Raw genomic sequence first — 14144 nt, forward strand, 5'->3', positions numbered from 1 at the left:
CCATGCCCACTGCGCAGCTGGCCGAACACGGCATCCGCATTGGCCTTGCCGAGCTGATCGACATGCGCCACCGCGTGCGCGAAATCCAGCTGTTTTCCAAGCCCGGCCAGCGCAGCCCGCTGGTCGGTCTGCACCATTCCAGGCTGCGCGGGCGCGGCGTGGACTTCGACCAGGTGCGCGTTTACCAGGCCGGCGACGATGTGCGCAACATCGACTGGCGTGTCACTGCGCGTACCCAGGAGCCGCACACCAAGCTGTTCCACGAAGAACGCGAGCGGCCGATCTTCATCCTCGTCGAACAAAGCCAACGGCTTTTCTTCGGCTCAGGGCTGATGTTCAAGTCCGTGCTGGCGGCCCAGGCGGCGGCACTGTTCGGCTGGGCAGCGCTGGGCCACAACGACCGCATCGGCGGCCTGGTGTTCGGCGACAACGAACACCACGAGATCAAGCCCCGACGCAGCAAACAGAGCCTGCTGCAACTGCTCAACCGCTTGGCAAAGGTCAACCAGTCACTGCACACCGAAGCCATACCCGGGGCCGACAGCCTCGGCCTGGCCCTGCGCCGCGCCCGCGAAGTGCTGCGCCCCGGCAGCCTGGCCATCGTGATCTGCGATGAACGCTCGCTCAGCGCCCAGGTGGAACAGCACCTGGCCATGCTCTCACGGCATTGCGACCTGCTGTTGCTGCCGGTATCCGACCCGCTCGACCACGCGTTGCCCGCCGCCGGCCTGCTGCGCTTCGCCCAGCGCAGCGCCCAGCTGGAGCTCGATACCCTCGACGCCAACCTGCGCCAGGCCTACCGCCAGCAGGCCGAGGCCCGCATCGAGCGCTGGGAACTGATGGCGCAAAAGCTGAGGGTGGTGCTGATGCCACTGAGCACGCAAAGTGAAATGGTCGAACAACTGCGCGAGTACCTGAACGCCCAGCGGCCACGGAGCGCGTCATGAACCCGCTCGACCAGTTGCACCCACTGATCGCCCCGGCACCGATCAGCCTGTGGCCACCCGCACCGGGTTGGTGGCTGCTGCTGGCCGTCCTGCCACTCCTGGGCTGGGGCCTGTGGCGGCTGCGCCGCTGGCGCCCGGGCAAACGCCGCATCGTGCGCGCCGAACAACCCCTGGACCCGGTACGCCTGGAGGCCTTGGCCGAGCTGGCTCGCCTACCACGCCCGTATGACGGCGCCCCGGCCGGCGCCTGGCTGCAACAGATCAACGCCCTGCTCAAACGCCTGTGCCGCAACCACTACCCAGGCGCCAACAGCCACACCCTCAACGGCCGCCAGTGGCTGGCCTTTCTCGACAACCGCTGCCCGGCCGCCGGCCTGACCCGCTGGATGGTACTGGTCGAAGGCGCCTATAAACCCGAGTGCAAGCTCGATGACAAGGCCATCGCCGGGCTCAGCCAAGCCGTCGAAACCTGGATCCGCAAGCATGTTTGAACTGGCCTGGCCGTGGGTCTTCGCCCTGTTGCCGTTGCCATGGCTGGCGCGCCTGCTGCTGCCCGCCGCCGACAGCGGTGAACCGGTGCTCAAGGTGGGCTTCCTCAGCGAGCTGGAAGGCCTGGCCGGGCGCCGCGCACGGCTCAACCTGCCCACCTGGCGCCAGCAGGCACCGTTCGTCGTCATCTGGCTGTTGCTGCTGTGCGCCGCCGCTCGCCCGCAATGGCTGGGCGAACCGGTGCCGATTGCCGCCAGCGGCCGCGACCTGCTGGTGGCGGTGGACGTGTCCGGGTCGATGGACTTCCCTGACATGCAGTGGCAGAACGAGGACATCAGCCGCCTCGACCTGGTCAAGGCGCTGATGGGCGACTTCCTCCAAAACCGTGAAGGCGACCGCGTGGGCCTGATCCTGTTCGGCAGCCAGGCCTACCTGCAGGCGCCGCTCACCTTTGACCGGCGCACCGTGCGCACCTTCCTCATCGAGGCGCAGATCGGCATCGCAGGCAAGAACACCGCCATCGGCGACGCCATTGGCCTGGCGGTCAAACGCCTGCGCGAACGCCCGGCACAAAGCCGGGTGCTGGTGCTGATCACGGACGGTGCCAACAACGGCGGGCAGATTCACCCGCTGACAGCCGCCCGCCTGGCGGCCCAGGAAGGCGTGCGCATCTACACCATCGGTATCGGCGCCAACCCCGAAGCCAGTGGCACCCCAGGCCTGCTCGGCCTCAACCCGAGCCTGGACCTGGACGAAGCCGCGCTCAAGGAAATTGCCGACATCACCCACGGCGCCTACTTCCGTGCCCATGACGGCGCCGAACTGGACGCTATCGGCGATACCCTCGACCAACTGGAGCCCGTGGCCCAGCAACCGACCCAGGCGCGCACAGCCCAGGCCCTTTACGCCTGGCCCCTGGCGCTGGCGCTGCTGCTCAGCGTGCTGCTGGTGGTAGCCGTGCAGTGGCCCGACAACCTGTTGCAGCGCCTGATGCGCAAGCCGCGCTTCCTGCAGCCGCACCCGGAATGGCGCCAGCGCTTGAAGCGCCTGCGTTTAAGGAGGCGGCGATGATCGACTTGTGGCCCCAATGGCTGCGCCCGCTCTGGCTGCTGGCGGTTCCCGTGCTCGGCTGGCTGCTGTACAAGCTGTGGCACCGGCGCAAGCGCGCCGGGCGCTGGCAGATGATTCTGCCGCCCGCCTTCCACGGTGTGCTGCTGGGTGGCGGCAGCGGCAGCACCAGCAAACTGCCGTGGGTGGCGCTGGGCCTTGCCTGGTTACTGGTGATCCTGGCGCTGCTCGGGCCCAGCTGGCAGCGGCTGGAAGAAAGCCGTCAGCGCCCGGCCGACCCCCTGGTGATCCTGCTCGAACTGACCCCGCAAATGCTCGCCGAGGACAGCCCGCCCAACCGCCTGGAACAGGCCCGGCGCAAGATCCTCGACCTGCTTGAACACCGCCGCGACAGCCAGACGGCGCTGGTGGTGTATGCCGGCTCCGCGCACACCCTGGTGCCGCTGTCCGACGACCTGGCCACCACCCGCAATTTGCTCGAGGCCATCGACCCGTCGATCATGCCAAAACCCGGCCAGCGTGCCGACCTGGCCGTGCAAAAAGGCCTGGCGCTGCTGGCCCAGAGCGGCCTCGGCCAAGGTCGCCTGCTGCTGGTAGGCTCGGCACTCAGCGCCGCCGAGCGCCAGGGCATCACCCAGGCCCTCGGCCGCCAGGGCCCAAGCCTGCTGATGCTGGGCATCGGCAGCCGCGAAGGCGCCCCGGTGCGCCAGGCCAATGGCGAATACCTTAAAGACGACCAGGGCGGTATCCTCTTGCCTCGCCTGGACAGCGCCAGCCTGAAGGGTTTTATCAGCGGCACGGGCGGGCGCTACCGGCACGCCCGCATCGACGACCTTGACCTGCGTGGCCTGGGCCTGTTCGACAACCCGCGGAGCGGGCGCAATGACGGCCAGACCCTGCAACTGGACAGCTGGGCCGACCAAGGTTACTGGCTGCTGATTCCGTTGTTGCTGCTGGCCGCCTGCGCCGGCCGGCGCGGCTGGCTGTTCTGCCTGCCGCTGCTGCTGGCCTTGCCGCAGCCTGGCCAGGCTTTCGAGCTCAACGACCTGTGGCTGCGCCCCGACCAGCAAGGTCAGAAGCTGTTGGAACAAAACCGCCCGGCCAGCGCTGCGCGTCACTTCCAGAACCCGCAATGGCGCGGCATGGCCCTGTACCAGGCCGGCGACTATGCCGGTGCCGCCGAGGCATTTTCCCAAGGCGACACTGCAGCAGCCCACTACAATCGAGGCAATGCCCTGGCCCACAGTGGCGAGCTGGAAGCCGCCCTGGATGCCTACGAGCAAGCCCTGGAGCGTCAGCCCGACCTGCAGGCCGCGCTGGACAACCAGGCGCTGGTGCAGCAACTGCTGCAGCAACGTGAAGCCAAGGCCGAGGAACAACCGCCCGGCAGCGATGCCCAAGACACGCCCGGCAGCGAAACCGAAGGCAACAGCAGCTCGGCCAGCAGCCCGGCCCAAGGCACACCCGGCGACGACCAACAGGCCAGCCCCGAACAACCCGGCGAAAGCAGCAGCAACAGCCAGGCCGCACCCGGCAACCAGGCCGGCGACGACAGTGTCATCCAGCCGCCACAGCGCCCGGTGTCGACCAGCCTCGACGGCGAACAGCGCCAAGCCCTGGAGCAATGGCTGCGGGAAATCCCCGACAACCCGGCAGAGCTGCTGCGACGCAAATTCTGGTATGAACAGCAATTGCATCAGGAAAAATCACGATGAGTCGCCTCGGCGTCTTTCTCTTCACCCTGCTGTGGGCCGTGCTGGCCCAGGCCGAACCTCTGCTGCATGCCAGCGTCGACCGCACCCGCCTGGAAGCGGGAGAAAGCCTGGAACTGACCCTGGAAAGCCAGGACGTCACCCAGTTCGGCAAGCCCGACCTGCGCGCCCTGGAAGGTGACTTCGAAGTGCGCGGCACACGCCAGCTGAACAGCCTGCACACCCTGGACGGCGAAACCCGCGCCAGCACCCGCTGGATCATCACCCTGCTGCCACGGCGCAGCGGTAGCCTGCGCATCCCCGAGCTGCAGCTGGGCCAGTCGCACAGCCAGGCCATCGAATTGCAAGTGCTGCAGGCCGATGCCAGCCGCCAGGACAACGCTCAGGTCTTCATCGAAGCGACCCTCGACAGCCATGACGTCTATGTCCAGGCCCAAGCCGTGCTGACCCTGCGCATCTACCACTCGGTAGCGCTGTACGACGACAGCAGCCTCAGCCCACTGCAACTGGAGAACGCCAAGGTCGAGCCGCTGGGCGAGTCGCGCACGTATGAAAAGGAAATCAATGGTGTGCGTCATGGCGTGATCGAAACCCGCTATGCGGTGTATGCCCAGCAAAGCGGCACCCTCGACATCCCGCCACTGACGTTCACCGCCACGGCAGCCGCCAGCAGCGACGAAGCAGCACAGGCCAATGGCACGGCCCGCGCCGGCCACCAGGTGCAGGTCAGCTCGCTGCCCTTGCGCCTCACGGTACGGCCGATTCCGGCAGCCTGGCCGGCTGGTTTGCCGTGGTTGCCCGCCAGCAGCCTGACCCTGGAAGAGCACTGGAGCCCCGACCCGGGCAGCCAGCAGGTACAGATTGGCGACTCGCTGACGCGCAACATCACCTTGCGTGCCGAAGGCTTGTCCAGCACCCAACTGCCGCCGCTGCCGGCCACAGAAATCATCGGCCTGCGCCGCTACCCTGACCAGCCGCTGTTGCGCAACGAAATCAGCGAACGGGGCATGACCGCCAACCGCGAAGAGCGTGAGGCCCTGGTGCCCACCCACAGCGGCACGCTGGCCTTGCCGGCGCTGGAAGTGGCCTGGTGGAACACCCGCGAAGACCACCTGGAGCACAGCAGCCTGCCGGCGCGCACGCTGAACGTGCTGGACAACCCGGCACTGAGCGCCGACACCCCGGTGGGCGACAACAGCAGCGCCAGCACCCTGCTGTGGCCCTGGCAGCTGTCCACACTGGTGTTCGCCCTGACCACCGTGCTGGGTCTTGCCCTGTGGTGGCGCGCCCGTTCGCGGCCAGCGGTACTGCGCACCGCGCAGAACGGGCCAAGCCCACGTACCTTGCTGGACGACCTCAAGCGCGCATGCCAGGCCAACGACCCCCAGGCTACGCGCCAGGCGCTGGATGCCTGGGCCCGGCAGCAACCGGAAACCCTGGCCGAGATGGCGGCGCGCTTCGTGCCGTTGTCGGATGCGCTGGATGGGTTGAACGGGGCGTTGTACAGCGAGAGCGGGCAGTATTGGCAGGGGGAGGATTTGTGGCGGGCGATTGGTACCATTCCGCCAGCTGAGCAGGTGTTGCTGCCGGCGGGCGAGAGCGGCAGCTTGCCGCCGCTCTATCCCAAGTGATGCGCAGTGGCTGGTTGCGAATTATCAGCTCATGGCCGCCCCTGACAATGCTTGCCGAATGTACCAGCCGAGTCAGATGAACCGCTGCCCCTCGAACGGGTTCCAGCTCTGCTGCCCTTTGGCCTGCTTCAGGTAATAGGCCCGGTTGGTCAGGAAACTGTACAGAAACGCAAACCCCATGCTGATACCGTTATCCAGAGGACGCGGGATTTCGCTGCCCGTCGCCACCTCATAGACGCTCAGCAGCAGCCCGATGCCGATGATGATGGCCAGCATGACCAGGTTCTTCTTCCACAGCCCCAGCACGAACCAATAGATCGGGCCGAAGAAAAAGGCTATGAAATTGTTGTTGATCAGCAACTTCTTCCCGAATGGCAAGGCGCGGAATGCGGCTTTGTAGGACTCGGAGGTGGGGGCGCCGTACTGATCGAAGAAGGCGAAACGCTCCCGCCATTTTGGCTTGAGGTTATCCGGGGATGATTGGGTCTGAGGGATGCCTTCCATTGGTGACTCCTGTGATTGTCGTCCGTGGGTTTCGAATAGCCGTGATCATGGCCGTTTTGGAGGGTAAATCAGCCTACTTTTGAGGGCAAGCTTGATCCCTGGTGCAAAGCGAGAGCCAGCTCACAGAACGTTCAAGGCGGAAATGGCCGAGCGTGTGCTCGACGCTTTGCCGCGACACGTCCGTGGGGCAAACCGAGATGAGCGACACCCTGCTATCAATGTCAGCTTTTCATGGAACCAACGTGGCAACCCGCGTCAACGCCTGGAGTCGCAGGACGCTACCGCGATAAGCCAATGCCATCCATGAACAAGGGGTTTAATGCGCGGGCTTGCCTGTAGGACAACCAGCACCGTGCGCCTATGAGATCAAGCGCTGAACTTTCGGGCCGCACAGCGGCCCCGTGCTTGGGTTACCATACCGCCCTTGCGCAACACCCATCACCCAAGCCAAGCCCTCGCTTGCTCGACTCGACACCAACAGGTCATCCATGCGTCTGTTTCATACCTCCGACTGGCACCTGGGCCAAAGCCTGCACGGCCAGGAACGCGACTTCGAACACGCCTGCTTCCTCGACTGGCTGCTCGGCCAGCTGCGCCTGCGCCAGCCGGATGCGCTGCTGATTGCGGGCGACATCTTCGACACCGTCAACCCACCCGTCAAAGCCCAGGAACGCCTCTACGACTTCATCGTCCAGGCCCATGAGCAACAGCCCAAGCTGGACATTGTGATGATCGCCGGCAACCACGACTCCGGTTCGCGCATCGAGCTGCCCGCCGCACTCATGCGCCGCCTGCGCACCCATGCGTTGGGCCGTGTGCACTGGCTGGACGAGGGTCAGCTGGATGCCGAGCGCCTGTTGATTCCGTTGACCAACGGCCGGGGCAAGGTCGCTGCCTGGTGCCTGGCCCTGCCCTTCCTGCGGCCGGCCGAAGTCACCGGCCCGCAGCTGGGTGACGATTACCTGCAAGGCATCACCCAGGTGCACCAGCAACTGATCGCCGCCGCCCTGAAGAAACGCAAGAAAGACCAGGCGCTGATCGCCATCAGCCACGCGCACATGGCCGGTGGCGCGGTGTCGGAGGACTCCGAACGCAGCCTGATCATCGGCAACGCCGAGGCGCTGCCGGCCAAGCTGTTCGACAAGGCTATCAGCTACGTCGCCCTGGGCCATCTGCACAAACCGCAGAAGGTCAACCGCGAAGAACGCATCCGCTACAGCGGCTCGCCAATCCCGCTGTCGTTCGCCGAAATCAACTACCCGCACCAGGTCCTGGAAGTGGAGCTGGACGGCAACGGCCTGGTCAGCGTCGAGCCACGCCCCGTGCCACGCGCCGTGGCCCTGCAACGGGTGGGCCCGGCACCGCTGGGCGAGCTGTTGCAGCAACTGGCCGACCTGCCCGTGGTCGACCTGCTTGAAGACCCCAACCGCCAGCCCTGGCTGGAGGTGCGGGTGATGCTCGACGAGCCGCAACCCGACCTGCGCCAGCAGATCGAAACCGCGCTTGAAGGCAAGGCGGTACGGCTGATCCGCATCAGCGCCGAGTACGCCGGCCGCAACAACGCCGAGGACGATGACCTGGCCTTTGTCGAGCTGGCCCAGATGACCCCGCAAGACCTGTTCAGCCGCGCCTGGGAGCAAGCCTACGGCAACCCCGCCGACGAGCAGGCGCTGGCCGACTTCGCCCTGCTGTTGCAGGACGTGCAGCAGGAAGAGGAACAGCCATGAAGATTCTCGCCATCCGCCTGAAGAACCTGGCATCGCTGGCCGGCCCGATCGACATCGATTTCACCGCAGAACCGTTGGCCAGCGCTGGCCTGTTCGCCATCACCGGGCCTACCGGTGCTGGCAAGAGCACCTTGCTTGACGCCCTGTGCCTGGCGCTGTTCGGCACCGTGCCGCGCCTCAATGCCATTGGCCGTGAGGCCAAGGTGCCGGACGCCGACGGCGACATCCCCACCTCCGACCCGCGCAACCTGCTGCGCCGTGGCACCGGCAGCGGGTTTGCCGAGGTCGATTTCGTCGGCATCGACGGCCGCCGCTACCGCGCCCGCTGGGAAGCCAACCGCGCCCGCGACAAGGCCAACGGCAAACTGCAGCACAGCCGTCAGAGCTTCTACGACCTCGACAGCGAGCAAGTGCTCGGCAGTGGCAAGAACGAATACAAGCAACTGGTCGAAGCCCGTCTGGGCCTGAACTTCGAACAGTTCACCCGTGCGGTGATGCTGGCCCAGAGCGAGTTCGGCGCGTTCCTCAAGGCCGACGACAAAGACCGTAGCGAGTTGCTGGAAAAGCTCACCAACACCGCGATCTACACCCGCCTGGGCCAGCGTGCCTTCAGCAAGGCGCGCGAAGCCGGCGAGGCGCACAACGCCCTGAAAGAACGCGCCAGCCATCTACTGCCGATGGCTGCCGAGGCACGTGCCGAGCTCGACCAGCGCCTGGAGCAGGCGCAACAGCACTTCAAGGCCGACCAGGCCGGCGAGCGCCAGCTGGAGCAGCAACGCAACTGGCTGAATGAACAACACCAGCTACAGGCCCAACACACCGAAGCCAGCACCGCGCTGCAGGCCGCCGAACTGGACTGGCAACAGCTGGCCGAACCACGCCTGGACCTGGCACGCCTGGAGCGCCTGGCCCCACAGCGTCACCAGTTCCACCGCCGACAGGCCCTGAGCGCACAGCTGGCCCCAATGGCCGCGAAAATGGCCGAACAACAACAGCAGCAAGCCGAACTGCAGGTGCGCACCCGCGAACTCGAACAGGCGCTGGACACTGCGCACCAAGCGCTTGCCGACCGCCAGGCCGAGCACGGCGAGAACGCGCCGCGCCTGCGCCAGGCCTTTGCCGCCCAGGATACGTTGGCACGCCTGGACCAGGAGCTGGCCGCCCAGCGCAGCATCAACCAGCAGGCGCAACAGCAGGTCGCTGACGGTCAGCAGCAACTGCAGCTGCTGGAAGACAACCAGCAGCGCAGCGTGCAACAACTGGCGCAGATCGACACCGCGCTTGCCGACAGCCAGCACCTGGCGGGCCTGGCCAATGCCTGGCACGCCTACCTGCCGCAACTGAAACAGGTGATGCTGATCGGTGGCCGCCTGACCAAGGGCCGAGAAGAGCTACCCGGCCTGCAGGCCCAGGCCAGCCAGGCCAATGCGCGCTTGCAGGCCGAGCGCGACGCCTACGACCTGTTGTTCCGTGAAGCCAAGGCCGAACCCCAGGCCCTGGCCGAACAGATCGACCTGCTCGGCGGCATGCTGCAGGACAACCGCAAACAGCAGCGCGCCGTAGAAGAAATGTCACGCCTGCACGGCCGTGAACAGGAGCTGCGCCAGCAGCTGGATGCCCTGCGCGAACGACAGCAGCAGGCCATGCTGCAACGCCAGCAACTGATTACCGAAGGCACCGCCGCCAAGGCCGAGCTGGAGGCCGCCGAGCAGGCGTTGATCCTCACCCGTCAACTGCTGGAACGGCAACGCCTGGCACGCAACACCAGCGTCGAAGAACTGCGTGACCAACTGCGTGACGGCGAACCCTGCCCGGTCTGTGGCAGCGCCGAACACCCCTTCCATCAGCCAGAAGCGCTGCTGCAGAGCCTGGGTCGCCATGACCAGGCCGAAGAGCACGCCGCGCAGAAGCAGGTCGAAACGCTCAACAACAAGCTGGTGGAGCTGCGTACCCAGCTGGGTGTGGTCAATGCCCAGCTCAAGGACTTTCAGCAGCAACAGCAGCAACTGGGCGAACAGTTGCAACCGCTGGTGGCTCAGGTACAGGCACACAGCCTATGGCCAGCCCTCGCCCCGCAGGACGACAAGGCCCGTAGCACCTGGCTCGACAGCCAGCTGCGTCGCCTGGATGAAGAAATCAGCCAGGACGAGAAACGCCAGAGCGCCCTGCTGGCCCTGCAAAAAGACGCCGCCCGCCTGAACCAGCAATTGCAGGCGGCCCACGACGCCCAGCAACAGGCCCAACGCCATCTGGAGCAACAGCACCAGGCCCTGGCCAACGACGAACAGCTGTTGCAGCAAGGCCTGAACGACCTGGCCGGCGTACTGCCAGAGGAAGCGCTCAAGGCCCTCAACGACGACCCGGCCAATGCCTTCCTCGCCCTCGACCAGCAGATTGCCCAGCGCCTGCAGCAACTGGAACAGCGCAAGGACGAACAGGAAGAACAGCAAGCCCGGCAAGCCCAGCTGGACAAACTGCGCGATCAGCAACAGGCGCGCGTGCAAGGCCTGCAGCAGTTGCAACACACACTCGCGGCCCTCGACGAACAGCGCCAGCAGGCCCAGGCGTCGCTCGGCGAGCTGCTAGGCGAACATGCCAGTGCCGAAGCCTGGCAGCAGCATATGGAAGCCACGCTGGAACAAGCCCGCGCCCTCGATGCCGACACCGCCCAGCGCCTGCAAGATCTGCGCACCCAAGGCGTGCAACTGGCCAGCGAGCTCAAGGCCAATACCCAGCAACAACAGGCACTGGATGCCGAATGCCAACAGTTGCAGGCCCAGATCGCCCAGTGGCGCAGCGAGCATCCGGAACTGGACGATGCCGGCCTCGATCGCCTGCTGGCCATGGATGACGCGCAAGTCAATGAATTGCGCCAGCGTTTGCAAGCCGCGGAAAAAGCCATCGAGCAGGGCCGCGTGCTGCTGCAGGAACGTGAGCAGCGCCTGCAACAACACGCCGCACAAATGACCGTGGACACCTCGGCCGAAGCCTTGGAACACGCCCTGACCGAGCTGCGCGGGCGGCTGGTCAACCATGAGCAGCAATGCGCCGAATTGCGTGCACAACAGGCCGACGATCAGCGCCGGCAGCAGGCCCACCAGGCGCTGGCGGCAGAAATCGAACAGGCCCACCAGCAGTGGCAACGCTGGGCCCGCCTCAATGCCCTGATCGGTTCGGCCTCCGGTGATGTGTTCCGCAAGATCGCCCAAGGCTACAACCTTGATCTGCTGCTGCACCACGCCAACGCCCAGCTACGTCAGCTGGCCCGTCGCTACCGCCTGAAGCGCGGCGGCAGCGCCCTTGGCCTGCTGGTGCTGGACACCGAGATGGGCGACGAACTGCGTTCGGTGCACTCGTTGTCGGGCGGGGAAACCTTCCTGGTGTCGCTGGCCCTGGCGCTGGGCCTGGCGTCGATGGCGTCCAGCACCTTGCGTATCGAGTCGCTGTTCATCGACGAAGGCTTCGGCAGCCTCGACCCCGAGTCGCTGCAACTGGCAATGGACGCCCTCGACGGCTTGCAAGCCCAGGGCCGCAAAGTGGCGGTGATTTCCCACGTACAGGAAATGCACGAGCGCATCCCGGTCCAGATCCAGGTGCGGCGCCAGGGTAATGGCCTCAGTGACGTGGAGGTGTGCGGGTGATCCTCTACTCGTTCCGCCGCTGCCCGTGGGCCATGCGTGCGCGCCTGGCCCTGCGCTATGCCGGCTGCGAGGTGGAAATCTGCGAGGTGGCGATGAAGAACAAGCCGGCAGAGCTGCTGGCCTTGTCGCCCAAGGGCACGGTACCGGTGCTGGATACCGGTGCCGAGGTACTGGAAGAGAGCCTGGACATCATGCGCTGGGCGCTGACGCAAAACGACCCGCAGAATTGGCGGCTACAGGCCAACCCTGCGGCTGCGCAGCAGGCTGAAACACTGATTGCACGCAATGACACCACGTTCAAGGCGCACGTGAACCTGTACAAGTATGCCGAACGTTACCCGGAGCATTCCCGCGAGCATTACCGCCAGCAGGCCGAGGCCTGGCTGGCGGAGCTCGAAGGCTTGCTGGTGGGGCGGGCTTACCTGCTGGCCGACCACCCGAGCATTGCCGATGCCGCGTTGCTGCCCCTGATGCGCCAGTTTGCCGGGGTCGAACCTCAGTGGTTCGCCGAGGCGGCTTATCCGCGTGTGCGGAGCTGGCTGGAGGGGTGGCTGGCTTCGGAGCTGTTCAGGTCAGTGATGGCCAAATGAGTTCACGCGATACCTTGCAGGAGCGGCCTTGTGTCGCGACAGGGGCGCGCAGCGGTCCCAAAATATCTACATCACAGCAGAGATAGCCGGGGGCCGCCTTGCGGCCCTGTCGCGACACAGGCCGCTCCTACAGGACACCGCACAAGGCTCAATGGTGGTGCTTGCCACTCAGGGCCGCATGGAAATTGGCGCTCTGGCGCAGGTACTGCTCGGTGTAGCTGTGGGTGGCAGAAGCCTTGCTGCTGTCGGCATGGGCATGCGCTGGCAGGACGACCGATGCGGAAATGGCGGATGCGGCAATAACCGGGAAGAGATTGAAGTTCATCTGGGCTGACCTCGACGGCGGTGGTTTGACGGTGGCCCTTTTGGGCCTTGGGTCAAACTTACGCCGCCGAGGCCGCACGCAAAAATTCATTGCGGCAGTACCGATTATCACGCTGATCGATATCACTCGATGAACTTGAGGTCCGAGGGTGCATCCTGCTTCAGCGTCTGCACCGTCTCCAGCAGCTTGCCACTGCGCGGATCGCGACGTATCACCACGATCTGGTTGCTCTTCTGGTTGGCCACCAGCAGGAAGTTGTCACTCGGGTCCAGGGCAAACTCCCGAGGGTGATCACCTTCTACCGGGCGACGCTGCAGGAACGTCAACTGGCCGTCCTGCTTGCCCACGCTGAACGCCACAATTTCATTGGCTGTGCCACGGTTGCTAACGTACAGGAAGCGCCCGTCCGCCGACAGGTGCAAGCCACCTGCTGCCTTCGCTGCGGCCTCCTGGCGCTCGGTCAGGGGTAAGCGCTGGCGTTCAACCAGGTTGCCGTCCTGCACATCGAACATCACCACCTCGGCGTTCATTTCCAGGGTGAGGTAGGCGTGCCGGCCCTTGGCGTCGAACAGCAAGTGACGCGGACCGCTGCCCGGCGGCAAGGCCACGGACGCAGGTATCGCCGCTGTCAGCGGGTGGTCCGCACTGGCACCGTCGTAGCGGTAGATGAACACCTTGTCGGCACCCAGGTCGCTGGCATACAGGTGCTGGCCATCCGGCGACAGCACCAGCGAATGCACGTGGGCACCGGCCTGGCGCTCAGGGTTGACCCCGCTCGCCTTATGCCGGGCCTGTTGCACCACGGGCTTGAGCGTGCCGTCCTTGGCCACCGGGATCACCACCAGGCTGCCACCGGGGTCGGGGTTGACCGCGTAGTTGGCCACAAACAGGTAGCGCTGGTCACGGCTGAGGCTGGCGTGGGTGGGCTCGTCGCCCTGGGTGACCACTTGGTTGAGCGGCTTGATTTCGCCGTTGCTGCTGATGCTGAAACTGCTGGCATGGCCCTGCGGGGTCTCATTCACCGCGAACAGCTGACGCTGGTCGGCCGACAGCACCAGCCACGAAGGGCTGACGCTTTTCACCACCTGCAGGGGCGTGGGGCCGATTTGGCCGGCCTTGTCGTCGAAATGGTAGCGGTAGATACCCTGGCTGGCGCCATCGGTGTAGCTGCCCACCAGCAAGGTGGCGGCGTGGGCAGAGATTGTCAGGCTCATCAGGCTAGCGGTCAGCAGGCTCGTCCAGGTCCGGTTCATCTTGGTCATCATCCGGGGCACGAAAGGCACTCATACAGACTAGCCGATGCTCGCCGTTGGCATCGTTGAGTTGCCATTCATCGCCGGAGGCGATAGCGGCGGCGACTTGTTCGGGGGTGAAGGACCAGCGGCGAAGCTGGCGGCCGTCCATGCATTCGACGGTGAGACCGGATGCGTCGGCGGTGAAATCGAAGGCATGCAGGCCGTCAATCAGGAGCATGTCGCAGGACTGCAGGGCGGTGGCGAGGGGGGACATG

The 14144-nt window shown here is 65.6% G+C and carries 12 protein-coding genes; 8 read left to right on the forward strand and 4 right to left on the reverse strand.

Annotation, left to right across the window (positions count from 1 at the left end; all coding sequences use genetic code 11):
* The first annotated feature begins 2 nt into the window (after nt 1–2).
* The 5 genes from ACZ889_RS23750 to ACZ889_RS23770 are packed head-to-tail and all read left to right on the forward strand — an operon-like array spanning nt 3 to nt 5847.
* Entirely contained in the window at nt 3–947 is a 945-nt protein-coding gene (locus tag ACZ889_RS23750; protein ID WP_014591862.1) for a DUF58 domain-containing protein, read from the forward strand.
* Entirely contained in the window at nt 944–1438 is a 495-nt protein-coding gene (locus ACZ889_RS23755) for a DUF4381 domain-containing protein (protein ID WP_180689493.1), read from the forward strand. The genes ACZ889_RS23750 and ACZ889_RS23755 overlap by 4 nt, the downstream gene beginning before the upstream one ends.
* Nucleotides 1431–2507 carry a vWA domain-containing protein gene (locus ACZ889_RS23760; RefSeq protein ID WP_180689492.1) on the forward strand — a complete coding sequence of 359 codons (1077 nt, stop codon included), beginning with the start codon at nt 1431–1433 and terminating at the stop codon, nt 2505–2507. Before ACZ889_RS23755 ends, ACZ889_RS23760 begins: the two co-directional genes overlap by 8 nt.
* Nucleotides 2504–4219 carry a vWA domain-containing protein gene (locus ACZ889_RS23765; RefSeq protein ID WP_108079047.1) on the forward strand — a complete coding sequence of 572 codons (1716 nt, stop codon included), beginning with the start codon at nt 2504–2506 and terminating at the stop codon, nt 4217–4219. The genes ACZ889_RS23760 and ACZ889_RS23765 overlap by 4 nt, the downstream gene beginning before the upstream one ends.
* A complete protein-coding gene (locus ACZ889_RS23770; RefSeq protein WP_180689491.1) occupies nt 4216–5847 on the forward strand; it encodes a BatD family protein in 1632 nt (543 codons plus the stop codon). Before ACZ889_RS23765 ends, ACZ889_RS23770 begins: the two co-directional genes overlap by 4 nt.
* Before the next feature lie 72 nt (nt 5848–5919).
* On the opposite strand, the gene ACZ889_RS23775 is transcribed toward ACZ889_RS23770, so the two are convergent.
* Nucleotides 5920–6351 (reverse strand): DUF2628 domain-containing protein, encoded by a 432-nt coding sequence (locus tag ACZ889_RS23775; protein ID WP_003247236.1) that lies wholly within the window; start codon nt 6349–6351, stop codon nt 5920–5922.
* Between the two features lie 488 nt (nt 6352–6839).
* Here ACZ889_RS23775 and ACZ889_RS23780 point away from each other — a divergent pair, with 488 nt between their 5' ends.
* From ACZ889_RS23780 to ACZ889_RS23790, 3 genes are read left to right on the forward strand one after another with little or no spacing between them, the layout of a single operon-like run.
* A complete protein-coding gene (locus ACZ889_RS23780; RefSeq protein WP_003247235.1) occupies nt 6840–8078 on the forward strand; it encodes an exonuclease SbcCD subunit D C-terminal domain-containing protein in 1239 nt (412 codons plus the stop codon).
* Nucleotides 8075–11719: an AAA family ATPase gene (locus ACZ889_RS23785; protein ID WP_476257862.1), complete on the forward strand. Its 3645-nt coding sequence runs from the start codon at nt 8075–8077 to the stop codon at nt 11717–11719. Before ACZ889_RS23780 ends, ACZ889_RS23785 begins: the two co-directional genes overlap by 4 nt.
* Nucleotides 11716–12309, forward strand: coding sequence for a glutathione S-transferase (locus ACZ889_RS23790; RefSeq protein ID WP_476257863.1), 594 nt, complete (start codon nt 11716–11718; stop codon nt 12307–12309). Before ACZ889_RS23785 ends, ACZ889_RS23790 begins: the two co-directional genes overlap by 4 nt.
* 148 nt (nt 12310–12457) lie before the next feature.
* Here ACZ889_RS23790 and ACZ889_RS23795 read toward each other — a convergent pair whose 3' ends face one another.
* The 3 genes from ACZ889_RS23795 to ACZ889_RS23805 form a co-directional block, all read right to left on the reverse strand.
* Nucleotides 12458–12634, reverse strand: a complete 177-nt coding sequence (locus tag ACZ889_RS23795; protein WP_003247232.1) for a hypothetical protein — start codon at nt 12632–12634, stop codon at nt 12458–12460.
* Nucleotides 12635–12756: 122 nt separating this feature from the next.
* On the reverse strand, nt 12757–13887 hold the full coding sequence (locus ACZ889_RS23800) for a lactonase family protein (protein WP_004577428.1): 1131 nt from the start codon (nt 13885–13887) through the stop codon (nt 12757–12759).
* Nucleotides 13853–14143, reverse strand: coding sequence for a DUF5629 family protein (locus tag ACZ889_RS23805; RefSeq protein ID WP_003247229.1), 291 nt, complete (start codon nt 14141–14143; stop codon nt 13853–13855). The genes ACZ889_RS23800 and ACZ889_RS23805 overlap by 35 nt, the downstream gene beginning before the upstream one ends.
* Nucleotide 14144: the final 1 nt, after the last annotated feature.

The sequence above is a fragment of the Pseudomonas sp. TE3895 genome (assembly GCF_056278855.1).

Coding starts and splice junctions, on each gene's coding strand:
- ACZ889_RS23750 (WP_014591862.1), top strand. CDS start 3: ATGCCCACTGCGCAGCTGGCCGAACACGGCATCCGCATTGGCCTTGCC.
- ACZ889_RS23755 (WP_180689493.1), top strand. CDS start 944: ATGAACCCGCTCGACCAGTTGCACCCACTGATCGCCCCGGCACCGATC.
- ACZ889_RS23760 (WP_180689492.1), top strand. CDS start 1,431: ATGTTTGAACTGGCCTGGCCGTGGGTCTTCGCCCTGTTGCCGTTGCCA.
- ACZ889_RS23765 (WP_108079047.1), top strand. CDS start 2,504: ATGATCGACTTGTGGCCCCAATGGCTGCGCCCGCTCTGGCTGCTGGCG.
- ACZ889_RS23770 (WP_180689491.1), top strand. CDS start 4,216: ATGAGTCGCCTCGGCGTCTTTCTCTTCACCCTGCTGTGGGCCGTGCTG.
- ACZ889_RS23775 (WP_003247236.1), bottom strand. CDS start 6,351: ATGGAAGGCATCCCTCAGACCCAATCATCCCCGGATAACCTCAAGCCA.
- ACZ889_RS23780 (WP_003247235.1), top strand. CDS start 6,840: ATGCGTCTGTTTCATACCTCCGACTGGCACCTGGGCCAAAGCCTGCAC.
- ACZ889_RS23785 (WP_476257862.1), top strand. CDS start 8,075: ATGAAGATTCTCGCCATCCGCCTGAAGAACCTGGCATCGCTGGCCGGC.
- ACZ889_RS23795 (WP_003247232.1), bottom strand. CDS start 12,634: ATGAACTTCAATCTCTTCCCGGTTATTGCCGCATCCGCCATTTCCGCA.
- ACZ889_RS23800 (WP_004577428.1), bottom strand. CDS start 13,887: ATGAACCGGACCTGGACGAGCCTGCTGACCGCTAGCCTGATGAGCCTG.
- ACZ889_RS23805 (WP_003247229.1), bottom strand. CDS start 14,143: ATGTCCCCCCTCGCCACCGCCCTGCAGTCCTGCGACATGCTCCTGATT.